This window comes from Enterobacter asburiae (assembly GCF_001521715.1).
Classification (GTDB): Bacteria; Pseudomonadota; Gammaproteobacteria; order Enterobacterales; family Enterobacteriaceae; genus Enterobacter; species Enterobacter asburiae.
Map to the genome: position 1 here is coordinate 457,353 of NZ_CP011863.1, position 22,937 is coordinate 480,289.

Consider the following 22,937-nt stretch of genomic DNA (forward strand, 5'->3'; position numbering starts at 1 on the left):
GATCCTTAGTCCGGATAGCCTTGCGGGTGGCGTGACTGCCAGTGCCAGGTATCCTGTGCCATTTCATCAAGCGTGCGCGTCACACGCCAGTTAAGCTCTTTGTCGGCTTTGGTGGCATCGGCCCAGTAAGCAGGCAGGTCGCCATCACGACGCGGAGCGAAGTGGTAGTTCACCGGCTTACCGCAGGCTTTGCTGAAAGCGTTAACCACGTCCAGCACGCTGCTGCCGACCCCGGCGCCGAGGTTGTAAATATGTACGCCCGGTTTGTTGGCCAGCTGCTGCATGGCCGCAACGTGACCGTCGGCCAAATCCATCACGTGGATGTAGTCGCGCACGCCGGTGCCGTCTTCGGTAGGGTAGTCATTGCCAAAAATTGCCAGCGAGTCGCGGCGACCCACTGCAACCTGCGCGATATACGGCATCAGGTTGTTCGGGATGCCCTGCGGATCTTCACCCATGTCTCCAGAAGGATGCGCGCCGACCGGGTTGAAGTAGCGCAGCAGCGCGATGCTCCACTCCGGCTGCGCTTTTTGCAGGTCGGTCAGGATCTGCTCCACCATCAGCTTGCTTTTGCCGTACGGGCTTTGCGGTGTACCGGTCGGGAAGCTTTCAACGTAAGGGATTTTGGGCTGATCGCCGTAGACGGTGGCGGAGGAGCTAAAGATAAAGTTTTTGACGTTGGCCGCACGCATGGCGGAGATGAGACGCAGGGTACCATTGACGTTGTTGTCGTAATACTCAAGCGGCTTCGCAACGGATTCACCGACCGCTTTCAGACCCGCGAAGTGGATCACCGCTTCGATGGCATGGTCGTGAAGGATCTCGGTCATCAGCGCTTCGTTGCGGATGTCGCCTTCCACGAAAGTCGGTTGTTTACCGCCAAGACGTTCAATCACCGGCAGCACGCTGCGCTTACTGTTGCACAGGTTGTCGAGGATGATGACGTCGTGACCATTTTGCAGCAGTTGCACGCAGGTATGACTACCTATGTAACCGCTACCACCTGTTACCAGAACTCGCATATTTCGCTCCATTGGGCTTATGGTATGTAATAACCATAGCATAACAGAGACGCGAAAAGTGTGACATGGGATAAAATAGTGGAATCGTTTACACTCGTTTTCACACTCGCTTTTACAATGACTCCGAGCATTCTAGATCAAAGAGATAGCGATGTATTGATGCAAGTTATCTGAAAAAGAGGAGGGCAGAGCCCTCCACGGTTAATCGACGTTGCTGAGAAGGTAGCGATAACCCTCACCGTCGGGAACAAACTCCAGGCGATGCGTGATGCAGGCGGGGGCATCTTCGGCATGGTGTGAAACGAACAGCAGCTGCGTTTCACCTTCGCTAATCAGCACGTCCACAAAGCGGCGGATAAGCTGTCGATTCAGCGGATCGAGTCCCTGCAGCGGTTCGTCGAGGATCAGAAGCGTAGGGTGTTTCACCAGCGCGCGAACGATCAGGGCCAGGCGCTGCTGCCCCCACGACAGACTATGAAACGGCGCGTCAGCGACCCGGTTGTCCATGCCCAGGATATCCAGCCACTGCTGGGCCAGCTTGTGCTGTTTGTCCGACACCGCCTGATAAATACCGATGGAATCAAAATACCCGGAAAGGATCACGTTGCGTACCGTGGTACTGACCCGGTAATCCAGATGCAGGCTGCTGCTGACGTAGCCGATATGTTTTTTAATATCCCAGATGGTTTCGCCGCTGCCGCGACGCCGACCAAACAGCGTCAGATCGTTGCTATAGCCCTGCGGGTGATCGCCGGTGATAAGGCTCAGCAGCGTGGATTTTCCCGCGCCGTTAGGGCCGACAATCTGCCAGTGTTCGCCGGGATTGACCGTCCAGCTAAGACGGTTGAGGATCGGGCGATCGTCATAAGAGACAATCCCATCCCGCAGCACGATGCGCGGCTGGTGGGGATCGAGCGCATGGCGGGCCGAAGGGGCGTCAGGTTCCGGTAGGGTTATACCGTCGAGTTGTTCACTGTGCGCGAGCTGGGCAATGAGCGCCTGCTTGAGCAGCGCTGTTTTTTCACCGGTCTCGGTCAGGTTACAGTCAGCCAGTACGCCTGCGTGCTGAATAAAGTCCGGAATTTCATCGAAGCGGTTAAGCACCAAAACCAGGGTATATCCCTGCTGATTAAGCGATTCCAGCAGGGCCGCCAGCTGCGCACGGGACTGCACGTCAAGACCGTCAAACGGTTCGTCGAGGATAAGCAGCTCGGGCTCGCTCATCAGCGCCTGGCAAAGCAGCGTTTTTCGCGTCTCGCCGGTAGAAAGGTATTTAAAGCGCCGGTTCAGCAGGGCGGTGATGCCGAACCGTTCTGCCAGGCGCTGACAGCGGGCGGGATCTTTCACCTCATCCTGAATAATTTCCGCCGTCGTACGGCCGGTATCTTCTTCGCCAGGGCTGAGTAAATCGGTGTTGTTGCGCTGCCACTCGTCGCTTACCAGCTTTTGCAGTTGTTCAAATGACAGGCGCGTCAGGCGCGTAAAATCGCTCTGGTATTCGCCCTTGAGGAGGGGGAGCTCGCCGGCCAGCGCGCGGGCCAGCGCGGATTTACCGCTGCCGTTAGTGCCGACAAACGCCCAGCTTTCACCCGCGCGTATCGTCAAATCAGCAATCGTCAGCGTTCGGGTATCGCTAAGACGAAACGTGCCTTGCGAAATATGCAATGATGACATGATTTATCCCTGTTTTTGCAGCAATAGATATCAGGGATACGCACTGTCGGCGCGATTGTCAATGCGCTCAGCACAATGTGGCGATAATCACCCGGTCTGCGTTGAACCAGGCGGTAACGACAGAACCTTCTTCTAAACCTTCCGCTTCGCTAAGCGGTATCGTCGCGCAAAGCTGTTGCCCGTCTGCCAGGGTCATCAGCACTTCGCACTGCGCCTGGCCGCGTTCGATATGGCTAATTGCGCCCTGGAGCTGGTTATCGGCCGCCTTTGCGGCGTCGGGATCGCGCGTGATATTGACCCACGGCGCTTTCAGCAGCACCAGCACCTCTTTACCTTCATCGAGCTCAAGCCGCTCTGCGCTCTGCGCCGTTATTGCGGCTTTCAGACGGGTGGTGCCATCGGCAAGCAGGATCTCAATATGCTCCTGTACCTGGTGATTGTCGCGCGCCGTCACCGTACCAAACCACTGGTTGCGGGCGCTGGTTTGTAACGAGAAGCGGGAAATGGCGGCCAGCAAGCTGTCCAGCGGAACGTTATCGTCGTCGCTCAACGCGTCAAACGCCTTTTGCTGGATCTGGGCCAGCAGATCGTAAAGCTGAATAAGGCGCTGGCCATAGCGCGTCACGATCGCACCGCCGCCGCCTTTGCCGCCTGTGGCTCTGTCCACCAGCGGTTGTTCGCTCAGGGTGTTCATTTCGTTGATGGCGTCCCATGCACTTTTGTAGCTGATGCCCGCGTTTTTCGCCCCCTGGCTAATCGAGCCCGTTTGTTCTATTTGTTTAAGCAGGGCGATACGTCGCGGATCGGCGAAAAGCTTTTGCTGAAGTCGTAGAGTGAGGAGAATTTCGGCCTGCATAACAGTGTCCTGGCAAAAAGAGTATTGTGACCCAAATGGTGCAGGGCGCAAAGGGTACCGCACAAAAGGGGATGCTTTTCTCACTTGAAAAGGTAGAATGAGTCATTCACAATATCTGGAGAAAACCATGTTAGAGTTGTTGAAAAGTCTGGTATTCGCCGTGATCATGGTACCAGTAGTGATGGCCATCATCCTCGGTGCCATCTACGGCCTGGGTGAAGTGTTCAACGTCTTTTCGAACATTGGTCACAAAGACCAGGCTAAAAAGCAGCATTGATTCCCCACAAAACGCCCGGCGAGTCCGGGCGTTTTGCTCTCAAGATTTTCCCGTTTACGCCGATATTATTTAACGCATCACGCCGGTTTACCCCTTGAGCGGTACGATTAAACGCTGGGATCTCCCTGACGTTACCGTTATATTAATATGTATATAACGCTACTCACAGGAGTTACAGATGGCACGTTCATGGGTACGCCTTTTCGCAGGGGCAACGCTGACGCTTTCACTTACCGGACACGCGCTGGCGGACGAAGGTAAAATCACGGTCTTCGCCGCGGCGTCGCTGACCAACGCGCTGCAGGACATCGCGGCGGCGTATAAAAAAGAGAAAAACGTCGAGGTGGTCTCCTCTTTTGCCTCTTCCTCGACGCTGGCGCGCCAGATAGAAGCGGGCGCACCGGCGGATCTGTTCATCTCGGCTGACCAGAAGTGGATGGATTACGCGGCGGAGAAGAAATCGATTGATGAGACAACCCGCGAAACGCTGCTTGGGAATAGCCTGGTTGTCGTGGCGCCAAAAACCAGCGCGCAGGCAGACATCACCATCAATAAAGAGACCAACTGGACGAGCCTGCTGAACGGTGGCCGTCTGGCGGTGGGCGACCCGGAGCACGTTCCGGCCGGGATTTATGCCAAAGAAGCGCTGCAAAAGCTGGGTGCATGGGAGACATTGTCACCGAAGCTGGCCCCGGCGGAAGACGTGCGCGGCGCGCTGGCGCTGGTTGAGCGCAACGAAGCCCCGCTGGGCATTGTGTATGGCTCTGATGCCGTTGCCAGTAAAGGTGTAAAAGTGGTCGCAACGTTCCCGGAAGACTCCCACAAGAAAGTGGAATATCCTGTTGCGATTGTTGATGGACATAAAAATGCGGCCGTGACGGCCTTCCGCGATTACCTGAAAGGGCCGGAGGCGTCCGCAATCTTTAAACGTTATGGATTTACGACTCACTGATGATATTGACCGATCCTGAATGGCAGGCTGTTCTGCTGAGCCTAAAAGTCTCTTCCCTGGCGGTTGCGCTGAGTTTGCCCTTTGGGATCTTTTTTGCCTGGCTACTGGTTCGCTGTCAGTTTCCCGGCAAAACGCTGCTCGACAGCGTGCTGCATCTTCCGCTCGTTTTGCCGCCCGTGGTGGTCGGTTACCTGCTGCTGATTTCGATGGGGCGACGCGGTTTTATCGGCGAGAAGCTCTACGACTGGTTTGGGCTGACGTTTGCGTTTAGCTGGCGCGGTGCGGTGCTGGCGGCGGCGGTGATGTCATTCCCGCTGATGGTGAGGGCGATACGCCTCGCGCTGGAAGGCGTGGACATGAAGCTCGAACAGGCGGCCCGTACGCTGGGCGCAGGGCGCTGGCGCGTCTTTTTCACCATCACGCTCCCGCTTACGCTACCGGGCATTATTGTCGGGACGGTGCTGGCCTTTGCCCGCTCGCTGGGCGAGTTTGGCGCGACGATCACGTTTGTGTCGAACATCCCCGGCGAGACGCGAACCATCCCGTCGGCAATGTACACTCTGATTCAAACGCCGGGCGGTGAAGGCGCGGCGGCGCGGCTGTGTATTATTTCAATTGTGCTGGCGCTGGTATCGCTGATGGTGTCTGAATGGCTGGCGCGGCTCAGCCGCGAGCGGATGGGGAAATAAGCATGCTGGAACTCCATTTCACCCAGACGCTGGGAAACCATACCCTGACGCTTAACGAGACGCTGCCGGCAAGCGGTATCACCGCCATCTTTGGCGTGTCGGGGGCGGGAAAAACGTCGCTGATTAATGCCATCAGCGGCCTGACCCGCCCGCAGTCTGGCCGTATTGTCCTGAATGACCGCGTCCTGAATGACGTGGAGAACAAAATTTACCTCTCGCCGGATAAACGCCGCATCGGCTATGTTTTCCAGGACGCGCGCCTGTTCCCGCACTACAGCGTGCGCGGCAACCTGCGTTACGGCATGGCGAAAAGCATGGCCGGGCAGTTTGACAAGCTGGTGACGCTGTTAGGCATTGAGCCTCTGCTTGACAGGCTGCCATCGTCGCTCTCCGGCGGAGAAAAACAGCGTGTGGCCATTGGCCGCGCGTTGCTCACCGCCCCCGAGCTGCTGCTGCTCGACGAACCGCTGGCCTCGCTCGATATTCCGCGTAAACGCGAACTTCTGCCTTATCTACAGCGCCTGACGCGCGAAATTAATATTCCGATGCTCTACGTCAGCCATTCGCTGGATGAGATCCTCCATCTGGCCGACAGGGTGCTGGTGCTGGAAGAGGGCAGCGTGAAGGCCTTCGGCAACCTGGAAGAGGTGTGGGGCAGCAGCGTAATGCACCCGTGGCTACCCAGGGAGCAGCAGAGCAGCATCCTGAAAGTGAGCGTTCTGGAACACCATCCACACTACGCAATGACCGCCCTGGCGCTGGGCGACCAGCATCTGTGGGTCAATAAGATCGACAAACCGCTACAGTCCGCGCTGCGGATCCGCATCCAGGCGTCGGACGTCTCGCTGGTGCTGCAGCCGCCGCTGCAAACCAGTATTCGAAATATTCTGCGCGCCAAAGTCGCGGAGTGTTTTGATGATAACGGTCAGGTGGAAGTGAAGCTTGAAGTCGGCAGCAGGACGCTCTGGGCGCGCATCAGCCCGTGGGCAAGGGATGAGTTAGGGATCAAACCCGGCCTGTGGCTTTACGCGCAAATTAAGAGCGTCTCGATCACCGCCTGATTACAGCAGGTGGGTGTAAATGTACTGTGCGATGCTGTCGGTGGTGTTGTCACCAATCACCACGTTGGCGCGGGCTTTTACCGCGTCGTCGGCATTGCCCATCGCCACGCCGGTACCGGCGGCTTCCAGCATGCTGATGTCGTTGTAGTTGTCGCCGAAGGCGATCACGTCACGCATCGACCCGCCCTGTGATTCCACATACTGCGTCAGGCCCTTGCCTTTGCTGTTGCCTTTGCGGGCAATGTCCACCTGGTCATGCCAGGACCATTCGCACTCCAGACCCAGCGTTTGTTCCACGTGTTTTGCGAAGGTATTCAGTTTGGCGGTGTCTTCATCCGTCAGGGCAAATTTCCAGATGGCCTCAACGTCCTGGGCGGCCTGACGCAGGGAGGAAACCTGGGTAAAGACCGGACGCTGCGCTTCAGGCAGGGACAACGCCCAGTTGCTGGTGCGCACCACATGGCCAGTAGGGCGCTCGTACACCATCGCGTTATCCACGTACATCAGGCCGTGAACGGAATGCTCATCCAGCAGCTCGATCAGCTGCAGCGCCTGGGGAACCGGCAGCGGGTCGGAGGCTAAAACCTTTTTTGCCTGATAATCATACAAATAAGTGCCATTACAACAAATTGCAGGTGTATCTAAAGCCAGTGCCTGATAAAAAGGGTGAATGGCAACGTGATGTCGACCCGTTACGATAAGGAGTTGATATCCCACTTCCTGCGCGCGTTTAAGCGCCTCAAGGGAGGAGGGGAGAAGGGTTTTTTGCGGCGTCAGTAAGGTACCGTCTAAATCCAGAGCAATCACACGCGAGGTCATCTGTTTTCCAGGGTTAATATTGAATTTACGTTTTGATGGGATGGTACACCGAGAGGCGAACGCTTCAAAATTCCTGTCGACAATTCAGCATTCACCGTCAAAAGTTAACTACTTTCATGCGCAGTGAGGAGTGAATATTCATGAAACAAACCGTTTATACCGCCAGTCCTGAAAGCCAGCAGATCCACGTCTGGCGTTTAAATACCGAAGGGACACTCACGCTGGTTCAGGTTGTTGACGTGCCAGGCCAGGTGCAACCGATGGTCATCAGCCCGGATAAACGTTTCTTGTACGTGGGTGTGCGCCCGGAGTTCCGCGTGCTGGCCTATCGCATTTCTCCGGACGATGGCGCGCTGACGTACACTGCCGAAGCACCACTGCCGGGCAGCCCAACCCATATCTCGACCGATCGTAAAGGCAACTTTGTCTTCAGCGGCTCTTATAACGCGGGCTGCGTCAGCGTAACGCGTCTGGAAGATGGCATTCCGATCGAAACCGTGGATGTGGTGGAAGGGCTTGAAGGCTGCCACTCGGCGAATATCACGCCGGATAACCGCACGCTGTGGGTGCCTGCGCTGAAGCAGGATCGTATCTGCCTGTTCACCCTGAGCGACGATGGTCACCTGGTGGCGCAGAATCCTGCCGAAGTGACCACCGTTGAAGGCGCCGGTCCGCGCCATATGGTCTTCCATCCGAACCAGCAGTACGCCTACGTGGTCAATGAGCTGAACAGCTCTGTGGACGTATGGGAGCTGAAAGATCCAAACGGTCAGATTGAGTGCGTGCAGACGCTGGACATGATGCCGTCTGATTTCTCCGATACCCGCTGGGCGGCGGATATCCACATTACGCCAAATGGCCGCCATCTGTACGCCTGCGACCGTACCTCCAGCCTGATTACCGTCTTTAGCGTCTCTGAAGACGGCAGCGTGCTGGCGATTGAAGGGTTCCAGCCAACGGAAACCCAGCCGCGCGGCTTTAATATCGATCACAGCGGTAAATACCTGATTGCGGCGGGGCAGAAATCCCACCATATCGCGCTGTATGAAATTAAAGGCGAGCAGGGGCTGCTGGAAGAGAAAGGGCGTTATGCCGTAGGCCAGGGGCCAATGTGGGTCGTGGTAAACGCTCACTAAGCGGCTAAAAATAAAAAACCTCGCGAATGCGAGGTTTTTTTATCTCTGTAAGCCGGGTAAGGCGAAGCCGCCACCCGGCAAAACAGCTTACTGCTTCGGCTCAGCAACCACTTTGCTACCCAGACCGCGGTTGTTGTATTCCCACATGCGGTTGAAGTTAGCGTCGTTCAGGTTGCGCTGCACGTTCCCTTTATCATCCACCGCACCGGTATTGCCGGAGAATGGACGTTTGGAGATCGCGGCATCAGCCCACGGCTTCGCCATGTTGAAGCCTTCGTTGATCACGCTGTCGCGAATCACGACCTGGCCGTTGGTCGCAGAGTCCACGTCCAGGGAGCGTCCCAGCTGCGCTACGCCGTCACCGGCAGCATTAAAGCGGCTGTTCACGGCCAGGAAGCCGTAGAAGAGGTTAGACTGGGTTGCCGGAGCAAACACGTAACCTTCCTGCTGAGTGCGTGAGTTCACCACGCGGAAATCGGTATTATCAAACACCACCGCGCCGCGACCGGACACCAGATCCACGTCACCTTCAACGTAGCTGTTGGTCACCAGGGTACGGGTCAGGCGGTTGTTCTGCAGGGTATTCTGCACGCCGCTGTTGGTCACGAAGAAGGTGTTCTGACGACCCAGAATATTGACGTTGTTAATCTGCACCTGATCGCCATCGCTACGCAGCGCAACGGCCTGGTGGTTACCTGCATCAACGCTGTCGCCCAGGGTATTCTGAATGGTCAGGTTCTGCAGCTGCAGACCGTTATTCTGAGACCAGAACACCGCCGAGCACATCACGCCAATGGTGGCGGAACGCTTGCTCTGGCAGTTATCAAACATATACCACGCCGGTTTACCCGGCATATATTTACCGGCCGGGTTCACCAGGTGACGCCAGGTGTTGCTGTCGATTTCGGAATCAATCGCCAGGCCAATTTTTACGTCGATCGCTTTTTCGCCCAGACCGTAAAGCGTAATGCTGCCAGGGGCCGCCGGAACATACACGGTGCCTTCATATTCACCCGGCAGGATCGCGATGTACTGGCGAGACGCGCTGTGTTTAGTGATGGCCGCATCAACCGCAGCCTGAATAGAGGTATGCGTTACGCCCTGCGCACCCGCCGGGCCAACCACGAAGTCAGGCTGTTTAGGCAGGTTAATAGAAGACGGTGTCCACGGCGCAGCGTTAGGATCCATCGCCGAGAAGTAGTGCGCACGATCGAAGTTCTTCGCTTCATCAGCGGACAAAATCGGGCGGGAGGCGGTACCGGGCGCAACCTGCTCAGATGGACGCTGATCCGGTGGTGTTGAACTGCATGCGGATAAGGTCACTCCAAAGGCGAGTGCTAACGCCAGACGGGAAATCCTGGAAATGTTCAAGGTAGAGCTCCTGGGTATGCAAGTCTTAAACGGGATAGACGAAATAGCCTGCTTTTTTATACTAAGTTGAGCGAAACGGGAAGATAAAAAGGGTAAAAGTTGCATTTTTAGCCCAGCAGCGGCAGGTAAGTGATCACAAATAAATAACATTTTCAGTCAAGGCGGTTGACAGTAGACGGTGGATGCAAATAAATGTCTATACAACCTAAGACAAGTGGAATGCCCCATGCAGCAGATTCATCCCGACGATGTAATATGGCGAAATGCGCGACTGGCTACGATGGCGCCGGACGTACCTGCGCCTTATGGACTGAAAGAGCAACACGCCCTGGTCGTGCGCGGCCACACTGTTCTGGCCGCGATCCCTGAATCTGACATTCCTTCCGGACACCGACACTGTGTCGATCTTCAGGGACGTCTGGTCACGCCTGGCCTGATTGACTGCCATACCCACCTGGTGTTTGGAGGCGACCGCGCGGCGGAGTGGGAGCTGCGTCTGAACGGCGTCTCTTATCAAACAATCAGCGCCCAGGGGGGCGGGATTAACGCTACCGTGACGGCGACGCGCACCAGCTCAGCCGAAACCTTGCTGAAACTGGCGCAGCAGCGGCTCCAGCGTCTAATGAATGAAGGCGTGACGACCGTTGAAATCAAATCGGGATACGGGCTCAACGCCGAGACCGAAGAGAAGATGCTGCAGGTTGCCCGCCAGCTGGGCCGCAATAATCCGATCGATATCAGCCCAACGCTGCTGGCGGCCCATGCGGTTCCGCCGGAATACCGGCAGGATCCGGATGCCTACCTCACGCTGGTCTGTGAGCAGATACTGCCCACGCTGTGGCAAAAAGAGTTATATGAAGCAGTCGACGTGTTTTGTGAAAACGTCGGCTTTACCCCGTCGCAAACCGAGCGCCTCTTCAAGGCCGCCGCCGCGCTGGGTATCCCGGTGAAAGGGCATGTCGAACAGCTGTCGAATCAGGGCGGCGCGGCGCTGGTCAGCCAGTACAAGGGCCTTTCCGCCGATCATATTGAATATCTCGACGACGCAGGCGTTCAGGCGATGGCGGAAAGCGGCACGGTTGCCGTCCTGTTGCCGGGTGCGTTCTATTTTCTTCAGGAGCGCCAGCGCCCGCCGGTTGAACGGCTCAGAAAACAGGGCGTGCCGATGGCGGTCGCCACCGACTATAACCCCGGCACCAGCCCGTTTGCGAGCCTGCACCTGGCGATGAACATGGCCTGCGTCCAGTTTGGCCTGACGCCTGAAGAGGCCTGGGCTGGCGTCACGCGGCATGCCGCGCAGGCGCTGGGCCGTGGCGCAACCCACGGGCAGCTGCGGGCAGGGTTTGTCGCCGATTTTATCGTCTGGGATGCTCATCATCCGGTTGAGATGGTCTACGAGCCGGGACGCAACCCGCTTTATCAACGTATTTTCCGTGGGGAGGCAGTATGAGGTTATGGCGGCCCGTAGCCGAAACCGTCTGGCAGGGGCGCGACGACAGTGCCGAGGCCAGCAGTGCAAAGCGCATTTTCCAGACGATAAAGCAGCAGGGCCAGTTCACGCCGCTTGCATCCGGCATCGCGCTGATAGGCTTTGAATGTGATGAAGGGGTAAAACGCAATCAGGGCAGGCCCGGCGCCGTGCAGGCACCGGATATGCTGCGAAAAGCGCTGGCAAATATGGCAAGCCATCAGGGGCATGACCGGCTGGCGGATATGGGCTCGGTGTACGTTGAAGGCGGCGAGCTGGAAGCGGCACAGCAGGCGTTAAGCGATGCCGTCACGGCCTGTCAGCAGTCCGGGATGCGCACGCTGGTGTTTGGCGGCGGTCACGAAACCGCCTGGGCGCACGGTCGCGGCGTGCTGGACGCCTTCCCGAACGAGCGGGTTGTCATTATCAACCTTGATGCCCATCTCGATCTGCGCAAGGCCGACCGGGCCACATCCGGCACCCCGTTTCGCCAGCTGGCGCGCTACTGCGATGAGCGCGGGCGAGAATTTCACTATGCCTGCTTTGGCGTGAGCCGGGCGGCGAACACGCTGGCGCTGTGGGATGAGGCCGAACGCCTGAACGTCACGCTGGTGGAAGATCTCCATTTCAGGCGCGATGCGCTATCCGCCCTGGCAAGGGTGCTGGCGCAGGCCGATCGTATCTATCTGACGATCGATCTGGACGTCCTGCCCGCCAGCGAAATGCCTGCCGTGTCCGCACCGGCTGCGTTAGGCATACCGGCGCTGGATCTTCTCCCGGTTATCGAACAAATCTGCCGTAGCGGTAAGCTACAGGCCGCCGATCTGGTAGAGTTTAACCCGCAGTACGATCGGGACGGGCAGGGCGCTAAGCTCGCCGCCCGCCTGGCCTGGCAAATTGCTCACTGGTGGGCATAACACTATTCAAGGAGTCACGATGTTTTCACGCTCACCTCTGCCGCAGTCGAGCCCTCCCGCGCCTTTCTATGAAAAGGTGAAGCAGGCAATTAGCGAAAAAATCGCTACCGGCGTCTGGCGCCCGCACGATCGCATTCCCTCGGAGGCCGAGCTGGTGGCGCAGTTTGGTTTTAGCCGGATGACCGTCAACCGGGCGCTGCGCGAGCTGACTGACGAAGGGCTTCTGGTGCGCCTGCAGGGCGTGGGGACGTTTGTGGCGGAACCGAAAGGACAATCTGCCCTGTTTGAAATCCGCAGCATTGCGGACGAGATAGCCGCGCGTAATCATCAGCACCGCTGTGAGGTGCTGGTGCTCGAAGAGACCCAGGCCAGCGCCGAGCAGGCCACAGAGCTTAACGTCAAGGAGGGAAGCCGCATTTTCCACTCCGTGATGGTGCATTTCGAAAACGACATTCCGGTGCAGATTGAAGATCGCTGCGTTAACGCTGAGCGGATACCGGACTATCTGAACCAGGATTACACCCAGACCACGCCGCATGCTTATCTCTCGCTCGTCGCACCGCTGACGGAAGGGGAGCACATTGTGGAGGCCGTGCGCGCCACGCCGCAGGAGTGTGAAAGGCTACGCATTAAAGAGCACGATCCATGCCTGCTGATCCGCCGTCGGACCTGGTCCTCGTCGCACATTGTGTCGCATGCCCGGCTGCTTTTCCCGGGGAATCGCTACCGGCTGCAGGGCCACTTCATGTCATAAGTTTTATAAGCGTGATCGCTAACGCAATATAACAAAATTGTATCTTTTTTGTTAAATCTGACCTTGTGTGTGCTTGTCTATACAAGTATATCTAAATGCATCATCTGTCCCCTATGAGGAGCACACAATGTCGTCAGGTAAATACCGCCAGCAGGACGTCCGCGCCGCGCGCGGCACCACGCTTACCGCCAAAAGCTGGCTCACCGAAGCCCCGTTGCGCATGTTGATGAACAACCTCGACCCTGAGGTGGCGGAAAACCCCCACGAGCTGGTGGTCTACGGCGGCATAGGCCGCGCCGCGCGCAACTGGGAATGCTATGACGCAATTGTAAAATCCCTGAGCGAACTCGAACACGACGAAACCCTGCTGGTGCAGTCCGGCAAGCCGGTGGGCGTGTTCAAAACGCACAAAAACGCGCCGCGCGTGCTGATCGCTAACTCTAACCTCGTGCCGCACTGGGCCACCTGGGAACACTTCAACGAACTGGACGCAAAAGGGCTGGCGATGTATGGCCAGATGACCGCGGGTAGCTGGATCTACATCGGCAGCCAGGGGATCGTGCAGGGCACCTATGAAACCTTCGTGGAAGCCGGTCGCCAGCACTATAACGGCTCGCTGAAAGGCCGCTGGGTATTGACCGCGGGTCTTGGCGGCATGGGCGGCGCGCAGCCGCTGGCCGCCACGCTTGCCGGCGCGTGCTCGCTGAACATTGAGTGCCAGCAGAGCAGAATTGATTTCCGTCTGCGCACCCGCTACGTCGATGAGCAGGCAACCGATCTGGACGATGCGCTGGCGCGCATCAAAAAATACACCTCCGAAGGCAAAGCGGTGTCGATTGCCCTGTGCGGCAACGCGGCGGACATTCTCCCGCAGCTCGTCGCCCGCGGCGTGCGTCCGGATCTGGTCACCGACCAGACCAGCGCCCATGACCCGCTGCACGGTTACCTGCCAAAAGGCTGGACGTGGGAAGAATATCAGCAAAAAGCGGAAACCGACCCGGAAGGCACGGTGCTTGCCGCGAAACGCGCCATGGCCGAACACGTCTCCGCCATGCTGGGCTTTAGCCAGATGGGCATTCCGACCTTTGACTACGGCAACAACATCCGCCAGATGGCGAAAGAGATGGGCGTGAATAACGCGTTCGACTTCCCGGGCTTCGTTCCTGCCTATATTCGCCCGCTGTTCTGCCGCGGTATCGGTCCGTTCCGCTGGGTTGCCCTGTCCGGTGACCCGGAGGATATCTACAAAACCGACGCCAAAGTGAAGGAGATCGTCGCCGATGACGAACACCTGCATCACTGGCTGGACATGGCCCGCGAGCGCATTAACTTCCAGGGCCTGCCGGCGCGTATCTGCTGGGTAGGGCTGGAGTGGCGTCAAAAACTCGGCCTCGCCTTCAACGAAATGGTGCGCAGCGGTGAAGTCTCCGCGCCGATCGTCATCGGCCGCGACCACCTGGATTCCGGCTCCGTCGCCAGCCCGAACCGCGAAACCGAAGCCATGCGCGACGGCTCGGATGCGGTCTCCGACTGGCCGCTGCTGAACGCTCTGCTGAATACCGCCAGCGGCGCGACCTGGGTGTCGCTGCACCACGGCGGCGGCGTGGGGATGGGCTTCTCCCAGCATTCCGGGATGGTCATCGTCTGCGACGGAACCGATGAAGCCGCCGCGCGTATCGCTCGCGTGCTGCACAACGACCCGGCCACCGGCGTGATGCGTCACGCGGATGCGGGTTACGAAATTGCCATTGACTGTGCCAAAGAGCAGGGCCTTAACCTGCCGATGATCCCTGCCACACAAGGAAAGCATTAATGAACGCATTAACACTCACTCCCGGCTCGCTGACGCTCAAGCAGCTGCGTAACGTCTGGCGTAAACCGGTCACCCTTTCGCTGGATGAAAGCGCCCACGCCGCCATTAACGACAGCGTCGCCTGCGTCGAAGCCATCGTTGCTGAAGGGCGAACCGCCTACGGGATTAACACCGGCTTTGGCCTGCTGGCGCAGACCCGCATCGCGACGCACGATCTGGAAAACTTACAGCGTTCGCTGGTGCTGTCGCATGCCGCTGGCGTGGGTCAGCCGCTGGACGATGAGATTGTCCGTCTGATGATGGTCCTCAAAATCAACAGCCTGGCGCGCGGTTTCTCCGGCATTCGCCTGAGCGTGATTCAGGCGCTGATGGCCCTGGTCAATGCGGAAGTCTATCCGTGGATCCCGGCAAAAGGTTCCGTCGGCGCATCCGGCGATCTTGCGCCGCTGGCGCACATGTCGCTGCTGCTGCTGGGCGAAGGCAAAGCGCGCTGGCAGGGCGAGTGGCTTCCTGCGAAAGAGGCGCTGAAAAAAGCCGGGTTAAACCCGATCACCCTGGCGGCGAAAGAGGGGCTTGCGCTGCTGAACGGCACGCAGGCATCGACCGCTTTCGCGCTGCGCGGCCTGTTTGAAGCGGAAGATCTGTTTGCCTCGGCGGTAGTATGCGGTGCGCTGACCACCGAAGCCGTGCTGGGCTCGCGTCGCCCGTTCGATGCCCGCATCCACGAGGTGCGCGGTCAGCGCGGGCAGATTGATGCCGCCGCGATGTACCGTCACGTGCTTACCGACACCAGCGAAATTGCCGATTCACACCATAACTGCGAAAAGGTGCAGGATCCGTATTCCCTGCGCTGTCAGCCGCAGGTGATGGGCGCGTGCCTGACGCAACTGCGCCAGGCGGCAGAGGTGCTGCTGGTGGAGGCCAACGCGGTGTCCGACAACCCGCTGGTGTTCGCCCAGGAAAACGAGGTGGTCTCCGGGGGCAACTTCCACGCCGAGCCGGTGGCAATGGCGGCGGATAATATCGCCCTGGCGATTGCCGAAGTCGGCGCGTTGTCCGAGCGCCGTATTGCGCTGATGATGGATAAACATATGTCCCAGCTGCCGCCGTTCCTGGTGCGTAACGGCGGGGTCAACTCGGGCTTTATGATTGCCCAGGTGACCGCGGCGGCGCTGGCGAGCGAGAACAAAGCCCTGTCGCACCCGCACAGCGTGGACAGCCTGCCAACGTCAGCGAACCAGGAAGATCACGTTTCGATGGCACCGGCTGCCGGACGTCGTCTGTGGGAAATGGCCTCCAACACCCGCGGCGTGCTGGCGGTGGAATGGCTGGCGGCATGTCAGGGTGTCGATCTGCGTGAAGGGCTAAAATCCAGCCCGCTGCTGGAGCAGGCGCGTCATGCGCTGCGCGAGCATGTATCGCACTACGATGACGACCGCTTCTTTGCGCCGGATATTGATAAGGCGATGCAGCTTCTGGAAGAGGGAAGCCTTGTAGGACTGTTACCTTCGGTGCTGTGATTTTTACCCTCACCCTAACCCTCTCCCACTGGGAGAGGGAATTGCCCGGTTTTCTCCCTCTCCCTGTGGGAGAGGGCCGCGGTGAGGGCATCAGCCCGCACTATTATGAATACATCGCCGTAATCGACGCGCTGCCCAGCGAATGGAAATGCACGTTAAACCCTACCATCGCGCCGCTCGCCCCTTCATCGACCTCAATCTTCTCCACATCCAGCGCGTGCACCGTGAAGATATAGCGGTGGGTTTCCCCTTTTGGCGGCGCCGCGCCGCCGTAGCCCGCTTTACCAAAATCGGTGCGCGTCTGAAGGGCGCCTTCAGGCAGGGCAACCAGGTCTGAACCGGAGCCCTGCGGCAGGACGCGCGTGTCGGCAGGCAGGTTCGCCACAATCCAGTGCCACCAGCCGGAGCCGGTAGGCGCATCCGGGTCGTAGCAGGTTACGACAAAGCTTTTGGTTCCGGCCGGAACCTCGTCCCACGCCAGGTGTGGGGAGATATTGTCTCCCTGATACCCCATGCCGTTGAATACGTGGCGCTCCGGCAGTTTTTCACCGTCGCGCAGATCTTTACTGATGATTTTCATACGGTTTACCCTCGTTGATCGCTCGTCCAGCAAGTGTAATGCATAGGGTTACATCGTGAAATGCGCGGGAATGTTAACGGCTGTTACAACCGCGTCGGTTAATTTACGCAGCTGCTCCGGCGTAATGCTGTACGGCGGCATCAGGTAGATAAGCTTGCCGAAAGGCCGCACCCAGACGCCCTGCTCAACGAAGAAGCGCTGCAGCGCCGCCATATTCACCGGATGGGTGGTTTCAATCACGCCGATGGCGCCCAGCACGCGCACGTCTGCCACGAAATTCGCGCCCGAGGCGGCGCTCAGCTCGTCTTTCAGCTGCGCCTCAATCGCCGCAACCTGCGTCTGCCACTCGCCGCTCTCCAGAATGGCCAGGCTTTCGCTTGCGACGGCGCAGGCCAGCGGATTACCCATAAACGTCGGGCCGTGCATAAAGCAGCCCGCCTCGCCGTCGCTGATGGTGTCGGCAACCTGACGGGTCGTGAGCGTGGCGGAGAGCGTCATGGTGCCGCCGGTCAGCGCCTTGCCCAGACACAGAATATCCGGCGCAATGCCTGCATGCTCGCAGGCAAACAGCCTGCCGGTGCGGCCAAAGCCGGTGGCGATCTCATCGGCAATCAGCAGAATGCCCTCGCGGTCGCACATCCTGCGAATACGTCTCAGCCATTCCGGATGGTACATCCGCATTCCGCCTGCGCCCTGCACAATCGGCTCGAGGATCACCGCGGCGATTTCATGGCGATGCGCCGCCATCAGCCGGGCGAAACCTACCATGTCCATCTCGTTCCACTCGCCGTCGAAACGGCTCTGCGGGGCAGGGGCAAACAGGTTTTCCGGCAGATAGCCTTTCCACAGGCTGTGCATCGAGTTGTCCGGATCGCACACCGACATCGCCCCGAAGGTATCCCCGTGATAGCCGTTGCGGAAGGTGAGGAACCGCTGGCGCGTTTCGCCCTTCGCGTGCCAGTACTGCAGCGCCATTTTCATCGCCACTTCCACCGCCACGGAGCCGGAATCGGCCAGGAACACGCACTCCAGCGATTCAGGCGTCATTGCCACCAGACGACGGCATAAATCCACCGCGGGCTGATGGGTGATTCCGCCAAACATCACGTGCGACATCTGGTCAATCTGGGCCTTCATCGCCGCATTCAGGCGCGGGTGGTTGTACCCGTGAATGGCCGCCCACCACGAAGACATCCCGTCAACGAGCTGTTCGCCGCTGGCGAGGTGCAGCTCGCAGCCGTGGGCCGAGGCCACCGGATAAACGGGAAGAGGGCGGGTAGTGGAAGTGTAAGGGTGCCAGATATGCTGCTTGTCGAAGGCGAGATCGTCCTGGGTCATAATCGACTTGTAAACCATTTTGAAAAGTTTTAGGTTTACGAGTATAAACCGAACCGAAAATTAACAAAACCCTTTGGAGAAGCCCGATGGCTCACCACGCACGCTGGACGATGTCGCAAGTCACTGAATTATTCAATAAACCTTTCCTTGAGCTGATGTTCGAAGCCCAACAGGTGCATCGTCAGCACTTCGATCCGCGCCATGTTCAGGTCAGCACGCTGCTGTCGATCAAAACCGGCGCCTGTCCGGAAGACTGCAAATATTGCCCGCAGAGTGCGCGCTACAAAACCGGCCTGGAATCTGAACGGCTGATGGAGGTGGAGCAGGTGCTCGACTCGGCGCGGAAGGCGAAAAACGCCGGCTCGACCCGCTTCTGCATGGGCGCGGCGTGGAAGAACCCGCACGATCGCGACATGCCGTATCTGGAGCAGATGGTGAAGGGCGTGAAGGAGATGGGCCTCGAAGCCTGTATGACGCTCGGCACGCTGAACGACGAGCAGGCGCAGCGCCTCTCCGCCGCAGGGCTGGACTACTACAACCATAACCTCGACACCTCGCCGGAATTTTACGGCAACATCATCACCACGCGGACCTATCAGGAGCGTCTGGACACGCTGGATAAAGTGCGTGACGCGGGGATCAAGGTCTGCTCGGGCGGTATTGTCGGCTTAGGCGAAACGGTGAAAGACCGCGCGGGCCTGCTGCTGCAGCTGGCGAACCTGCCGACCCCGCCGGAAAGCGTGCCGATCAACATGCTGGTGAAGGTTAAGGGCACGCCGATGGCGGACAACGACGACGTGGATGCGTTTGATTTTATCCGCACCATCGCGGTGGCGCGCATCATGATGCCGACCTCTTTCGTGCGCCTCTCCGCCGGTCGCGAGCAGATGAACGAGCAGACCCAGGCGATGTGCTTTATGGCCGGAGCCAACTCCATCTTCTACGGCTGCAAGCTGCTGACCACGCCGAACCCGGAAGAGGACAAAGACGTTCAGCTGTTCCGCAAGCTGGGGCTTAACCCGCATCAGACCGAGGTGCTGACGGGCGATAACGAGCAACAGCAGCAGCTGGAGCAGCAGATTTTCAACGCCGACACCGACCAGTTCTACAACGCGGCAGCCGTATGACCTGGCAGGCGCGCATTAATACCGCGCTGGACGAACGCCGGGCGGCAGAGGCGTTTCGCGTTCGCAGAGTGGTGGAAAACGGCGCGGGCCGTTTTCTTACCCGCGAGGGGCGGCAGTTTTGTAATTTCTCCAGCAACGACTATCTCGGGCTGAGCCAGCATCCGTCCATCATCCGCGCCTGGCAGCAGGGTGCGGAGCGGTTTGGCGTGGGCAGCGGCGGCTCGGGACACGTCAGCGGATACACCACGGCGCATCAGGCGCTGGAAGAAGCGCTTGCCGACTGGCTCGGCTACCCGCGCGCGCTGCTGTTCATCTCCGGCTTTGCCGCCAATCAGGCGGTCATTACCGCCCTGATGGGAAAAGAGGACCGCATTGTCGCTGACCGCCTGAGCCACGCCTCGCTGCTGGAGGCGGCAAATTTAAGCCCGGCGCAGCTGCGCCGCTTTGCCCATAACGATGCGGGGCAGCTCGCCGCGCTGCTGGATAAACCCTGCGACGGACAGCAGCTGGCGGTCACCGAAGGGGTGTTCAGCATGGACGGCGACAGCGCGCCGCTTGCCGCGCTGCACGAGGCCGCAAAGCGGCAAAACGCCTGGCTGCTGGTTGACGATGCCCACGGCATTGGCGTAATGGGCGACGAAGGTCGCGGCAGCGCGTATCAGCAAAACGTGAAGCCGGAGCTGCTGATCGTCACCTTCGGCAAAGGCTTTGGCGTCAGCGGCGCCGCCGTGCTGTGCAGCGATTCCGTCGCCGACTATCTGCTGCAGTTTGCCCGACACCTGATCTATAGCACCAGCATGCCCCCGGCGCAGGCCGTGGCGCTGTCTGCGTCGCTGGCGGTGATCCGCAGCGCAGAAGGGAATGAACGTCGTCAGCGGCTGGCGGAGCATATCTCCCGCTTCCGCCAGGGGCTAGCGGCGCTGCCCTTCCACAGCCCCGATTCGCAAAGCGCCATCCAGCCGGTGATTGTCGGCGAAAACGGTCGCGCGCTGGCGCTGGCACAGGCGCTGCGCGAGCGCGGCATGTGGGTGACCGCCATTCGCCCGCCAACGGTCCCGCCGGGTACCGCGCGGCTGCGTTTAACCCTGACGGCGGCGCATGAGGCACGGGATATCCAGACGCTGCTGGAGGTGCTCCATGATGCCGGTAAATAAACAGGCCGTTGCGGCGGCATTTGGCCGGGCCGCGCAGAGCTATTCGCAGCACGATGAGCTGCAGCGTCAGAGCGCGGAGGGGCTTCTGGCCGCGCTTGGCGAGAACCATTTTCCGCAGGTGCTGGACGCCGGCTGTGGTCCCGGCAGCAACAGCCGCTACTGGCGCGGGGCGGGAAGCCAGGTCACGGCTATCGACCTCTCAGAGCAGATGCTCGACGAGGCGCGTCAGCGACAGGCCGCGCACCATTATCTGCTGGCCGATATCGAGGCGATCCCGCTGGCGGATGCGCAGTTCGATCTGGTCTGGAGTCATCTGGCGGTCCAGTGGTGCAGCAGCCTGCCGCAGGCCTTACGCGAGCTTTATCGCGTGGCGCGACCGGGCGGGAAGGTGGCCTTTACCACCCTGCTGGAAAGTTCGCTGCCGGAGCTGAATCAGGCGTGGAAAGCGGTGGATGAGCAGCCGCACGCTAACCGCTTTTTATCGCATGACCAGGTGACGCAGGCGCTGGCAGGCTGGCGCTACCGCAGCACGGTGCAGACCATCACCCTCAATTTTAGCGATGCGTTCAGCGCGATGCGCTCGCTGAAGGGCATCGGGGCCACGCACCTGCATGCCGGACGGGAGAAAAAACCGCTGACCCGGGGCCAGCTGCAGCGTCTGGAGCTGGCCTGGCCGCAGCAGCGGGGACATTTCCCGCTTTCTTATCAACTTTTTCATGGGATTATCGAACGTGAGTGAACGTTATTTTGTCACCGGAACGGATACGGAAGTGGGCAAAACGGTGGCCAGCTCGGCGCTGCTGCAGGCGGCACGACTGATCGGAAAAAACACCGCCGGGTATAAGCCGGTTGCTTCCGGCAGCGAGATGACGGTGGAAGGGTTACGCAACACCGACGCGCTGGCGCTCCAGCGTAACAGCACGTGTGAGCTTGCCTATTCAGCGGTCAATCCGTACACCTTTGCCGAGCCGACCTCGCCGCACATCATCAGCGCTGACGAAGGTCGTCCGATTGATTTCACCGTGCTGTCAGCCGGGTTACGGACGCTGGAAAGCCAGGCCGACTGGGTGCTGGTGGAAGGCGCAGGCGGCTGGTTTACGCCGCTTTCGGACACGCAGACGTTTGCTGACTGGGTGCAGGCCGAGCAGCTTCCGGTCATTCTGGTCGTCGGCGTCAGGCTGGGCTGTATCAATCACGCCATGTTGACCGCGCAGGCCGTGCAGCAGGCCGGGCTGCGTCTGGCGGGCTGGATAGCCAACGACGTGGTTGCGCCGGGGAAACGACACCAGGAGTATCTGGCGACGCTCAGGCGCGTACTTCCCGCCCCGTGCCTCGGGGAAATTCCCTGGCTTGCAGACGGCGCGGAAAATGCCGACACCGGACGTTATCTCGATCTCAGCGTCTTGCTTCCCGCGACATCCAGTGCGCGATAAGCTCGTCATCCAGTTCGTTAACGTGGCCCTGCGCCACGTTACGCCCGCGATAAAGCATACAGAAACGGTCCGCAACGCGGCGGATAAACGACAGCTGCTGCTCCGCTAGCAGTACCGTCATACCTAACTCCCGGTTTAAGCGCACCAGCAGCTGCCCCAGCCTCTGGGCGAAGCTGTGTCCTGCGCCGTGCAGGGGCTCATCGAGGATCAGCAGGTGCGGACGGTTCACCAGCGCATTAGCCAGCGCCAGCTGGTACTGGTCGTCCGGAGAGAGCGTGTTGGCGCGGGCCTGCCGCAACGCGTAGAGCGCCGGAAACAGGTCGTAAACGTCACTTTTTGCTTCCGGGTTGGGTTTACCCATCGCCCGCATGGCGATATGCAGATTCTCCTCAATCGTTAGCTGGGAGAAGATCCGCCTGTCCTGCGGGACATAGCCTATCCCTGGTCTTGAGCGCTGTTCTGGCGGCAGGTTAAGCAAGTCGCGCGGCGGCGCGCCCGCCTCGTGCCAGATGATGCTGCCGCTTTCAACGGGCACTCTCCCGGCGATGCAATTCATGAGGGTGGTTTTCCCCATCCCCGGCAGGCCAACGACGCCAGTACACATCCCTTGCGGAAAATCCAAATTCACGTTCCATAGCGTATGTTGGCTTCCGTAAAACTGATTCACAGCACGCAGACTCAACATCTTTTTCTCCTTAAAAATGTGTGTAGGTGAGGCTCGTGTTTGAATCTGCAAAACCCCTGCCAGAAACGGAAAAGTGTTCAAATAAACGGCTTTTTTAGGAATAAATCACCGGAAAGCGGTTTATAAAAAACCGGATTGCACATCGACGGTGCTGGAGGTGGTGAGTTGTGGTGCAGAACCCAAAATGATGAAAATGTGAGCAAGATCCCATCGGTTGGTTATGAATGACGCAACTGTTAATCATCAAAAAATAGCTATAAAATTTTTTTACTGCCGTCTCGTGGGAAAAAC

22 protein-coding genes are annotated in these 22,937 nt (G+C 59.0%); 14 read left to right on the forward strand and 8 right to left on the reverse strand.

Going from position 1 to position 22,937, the window contains the following annotated elements:
• Nucleotides 1–5: 5 nt before the first annotated feature.
• The 3 genes from galE to modE all read right to left on the reverse strand — a co-directional run bounded on the left by galE (nucleotide 6) and on the right by modE (nucleotide 3,552).
• Entirely contained in the window at nucleotides 6–1,022 is a 1,017-nt protein-coding gene (gene galE, locus ACJ69_RS02295; RefSeq protein ID WP_023334950.1) for a UDP-glucose 4-epimerase GalE, read from the reverse strand.
• Between the two features lie 201 nt (nucleotides 1,023–1,223).
• On the reverse strand, nucleotides 1,224–2,696 hold the full coding sequence (gene modF, locus ACJ69_RS02300) for a molybdate ABC transporter ATP-binding protein ModF (RefSeq protein WP_059346360.1): 1,473 nt from the start codon (nucleotides 2,694–2,696) through the stop codon (nucleotides 1,224–1,226).
• A 67-nt stretch (nucleotides 2,697–2,763) separates the two neighbouring features.
• On the reverse strand, nucleotides 2,764–3,552 hold the full coding sequence (gene modE / locus ACJ69_RS02305; RefSeq protein WP_054830225.1) for a molybdenum-dependent transcriptional regulator: 789 nt from the start codon (nucleotides 3,550–3,552) through the stop codon (nucleotides 2,764–2,766).
• A gap of 127 nt (nucleotides 3,553–3,679) precedes the next feature.
• Here modE and ACJ69_RS02310 point away from each other — a divergent pair, with 127 nt between their 5' ends.
• The 4 genes from ACJ69_RS02310 (at nucleotide 3,680) to modC (ending at nucleotide 6,531) form a co-directional block, all read left to right on the forward strand.
• Nucleotides 3,680–3,829, forward strand: a complete 150-nt coding sequence (locus ACJ69_RS02310) for an AcrZ family multidrug efflux pump-associated protein (RefSeq protein ID WP_023310811.1) — start codon at nucleotides 3,680–3,682, stop codon at nucleotides 3,827–3,829.
• Between the two features lie 178 nt (nucleotides 3,830–4,007).
• A complete protein-coding gene (gene modA / locus ACJ69_RS02315) occupies nucleotides 4,008–4,781 on the forward strand; it encodes a molybdate ABC transporter substrate-binding protein (protein ID WP_059346361.1) in 774 nt (257 codons plus the stop codon).
• Nucleotides 4,781–5,470: a molybdate ABC transporter permease subunit gene (modB, locus tag ACJ69_RS02320; protein ID WP_033144966.1), complete on the forward strand. Its 690-nt coding sequence runs from the start codon at nucleotides 4,781–4,783 to the stop codon at nucleotides 5,468–5,470. The genes modA and modB overlap by 1 nt, the downstream gene beginning before the upstream one ends.
• Nucleotides 5,471–5,472: 2 nt before the next feature.
• Nucleotides 5,473–6,531, forward strand: a complete 1,059-nt coding sequence (gene modC / locus ACJ69_RS02325) for a molybdenum ABC transporter ATP-binding protein ModC (RefSeq protein WP_045403804.1) — start codon at nucleotides 5,473–5,475, stop codon at nucleotides 6,529–6,531.
• Here the strand turns inward: modC and ACJ69_RS02330 are convergent, their stop codons facing one another.
• Entirely contained in the window at nucleotides 6,532–7,350 is an 819-nt protein-coding gene (locus ACJ69_RS02330; RefSeq protein WP_059346362.1) for a pyridoxal phosphatase, read from the reverse strand.
• A gap of 140 nt (nucleotides 7,351–7,490) precedes the next feature.
• On the opposite strand from ACJ69_RS02330, the gene pgl reads away from it, so the two are divergent.
• Nucleotides 7,491–8,486, forward strand: coding sequence for a 6-phosphogluconolactonase (pgl, locus tag ACJ69_RS02335; protein ID WP_059346363.1), 996 nt, complete (start codon nucleotides 7,491–7,493; stop codon nucleotides 8,484–8,486).
• 87 nt (nucleotides 8,487–8,573) lie between these two features.
• On the opposite strand, the gene ACJ69_RS02340 is transcribed toward pgl, so the two are convergent.
• Nucleotides 8,574–9,857, reverse strand: a complete 1,284-nt coding sequence (locus ACJ69_RS02340) for a putative acyl-CoA thioester hydrolase (protein WP_029741919.1) — start codon at nucleotides 9,855–9,857, stop codon at nucleotides 8,574–8,576.
• A gap of 226 nt (nucleotides 9,858–10,083) precedes the next feature.
• Here ACJ69_RS02340 and hutI point away from each other — a divergent pair, with 226 nt between their 5' ends.
• The 5 genes from hutI (at nucleotide 10,084) to hutH (ending at nucleotide 16,329) form a co-directional block, all read left to right on the forward strand.
• The gene (gene hutI, locus ACJ69_RS02345) at nucleotides 10,084–11,307 is read left to right on the forward strand and encodes an imidazolonepropionase (protein WP_059346364.1); all 1,224 of its coding nucleotides are present in this window, start codon (nucleotides 10,084–10,086) and stop codon (nucleotides 11,305–11,307) included.
• Complete coding sequence (gene hutG, locus ACJ69_RS02350) at nucleotides 11,304–12,242, forward strand: formimidoylglutamase (RefSeq protein WP_059346365.1); 939 nt, start codon at nucleotides 11,304–11,306, stop codon at nucleotides 12,240–12,242. Before hutI ends, hutG begins: the two co-directional genes overlap by 4 nt.
• A gap of 19 nt (nucleotides 12,243–12,261) precedes the next feature.
• On the forward strand, nucleotides 12,262–12,996 hold the full coding sequence (locus ACJ69_RS02355; RefSeq protein ID WP_023310841.1) for a histidine utilization repressor: 735 nt from the start codon (nucleotides 12,262–12,264) through the stop codon (nucleotides 12,994–12,996).
• A 127-nt stretch (nucleotides 12,997–13,123) separates the two neighbouring features.
• Nucleotides 13,124–14,809: a urocanate hydratase gene (hutU, locus tag ACJ69_RS02360; protein ID WP_059346366.1), complete on the forward strand. Its 1,686-nt coding sequence runs from the start codon at nucleotides 13,124–13,126 to the stop codon at nucleotides 14,807–14,809.
• Nucleotides 14,809–16,329 carry a histidine ammonia-lyase gene (gene hutH, locus ACJ69_RS02365; protein ID WP_059346367.1) on the forward strand — a complete coding sequence of 507 codons (1,521 nt, stop codon included), beginning with the start codon at nucleotides 14,809–14,811 and terminating at the stop codon, nucleotides 16,327–16,329. Before hutU ends, hutH begins: the two co-directional genes overlap by 1 nt.
• Nucleotides 16,330–16,432: 103 nt before the next feature.
• Here the strand turns inward: hutH and ACJ69_RS02370 are convergent, their stop codons facing one another.
• On the reverse strand, nucleotides 16,433–16,909 hold the full coding sequence (locus ACJ69_RS02370; protein WP_029742175.1) for a kinase inhibitor: 477 nt from the start codon (nucleotides 16,907–16,909) through the stop codon (nucleotides 16,433–16,435).
• A gap of 48 nt (nucleotides 16,910–16,957) precedes the next feature.
• Nucleotides 16,958–18,247, reverse strand: coding sequence for an adenosylmethionine--8-amino-7-oxononanoate transaminase (gene bioA / locus ACJ69_RS02375; RefSeq protein WP_032665221.1), 1,290 nt, complete (start codon nucleotides 18,245–18,247; stop codon nucleotides 16,958–16,960).
• A gap of 86 nt (nucleotides 18,248–18,333) precedes the next feature.
• Here bioA and bioB point away from each other — a divergent pair, with 86 nt between their 5' ends.
• From bioB to bioD, 4 genes are read left to right on the forward strand one after another with little or no spacing between them, the layout of a single operon-like run.
• Complete coding sequence (gene bioB, locus ACJ69_RS02380) at nucleotides 18,334–19,374, forward strand: biotin synthase BioB (protein ID WP_029742173.1); 1,041 nt, start codon at nucleotides 18,334–18,336, stop codon at nucleotides 19,372–19,374.
• The gene (bioF, locus tag ACJ69_RS02385) at nucleotides 19,371–20,528 is read left to right on the forward strand and encodes an 8-amino-7-oxononanoate synthase (RefSeq protein WP_059346368.1); all 1,158 of its coding nucleotides are present in this window, start codon (nucleotides 19,371–19,373) and stop codon (nucleotides 20,526–20,528) included. The genes bioB and bioF overlap by 4 nt, the downstream gene beginning before the upstream one ends.
• Nucleotides 20,512–21,267, forward strand: a complete 756-nt coding sequence (bioC, locus tag ACJ69_RS02390; RefSeq protein ID WP_059346369.1) for a malonyl-ACP O-methyltransferase BioC — start codon at nucleotides 20,512–20,514, stop codon at nucleotides 21,265–21,267. Before bioF ends, bioC begins: the two co-directional genes overlap by 17 nt.
• Nucleotides 21,260–21,961 (forward strand): dethiobiotin synthase, encoded by a 702-nt coding sequence (bioD, locus tag ACJ69_RS02395; protein ID WP_167347070.1) that lies wholly within the window; start codon nucleotides 21,260–21,262, stop codon nucleotides 21,959–21,961. The genes bioC and bioD overlap by 8 nt, the downstream gene beginning before the upstream one ends.
• Here the strand turns inward: bioD and ACJ69_RS02400 are convergent.
• Nucleotides 21,924–22,646: an ABC transporter ATP-binding protein gene (locus ACJ69_RS02400; protein WP_054830221.1), complete on the reverse strand. Its 723-nt coding sequence runs from the start codon at nucleotides 22,644–22,646 to the stop codon at nucleotides 21,924–21,926. The two genes, bioD and ACJ69_RS02400, sit on opposite strands and share 38 nt — an antisense overlap.
• Nucleotides 22,647–22,937: the final 291 nt, after the last annotated feature.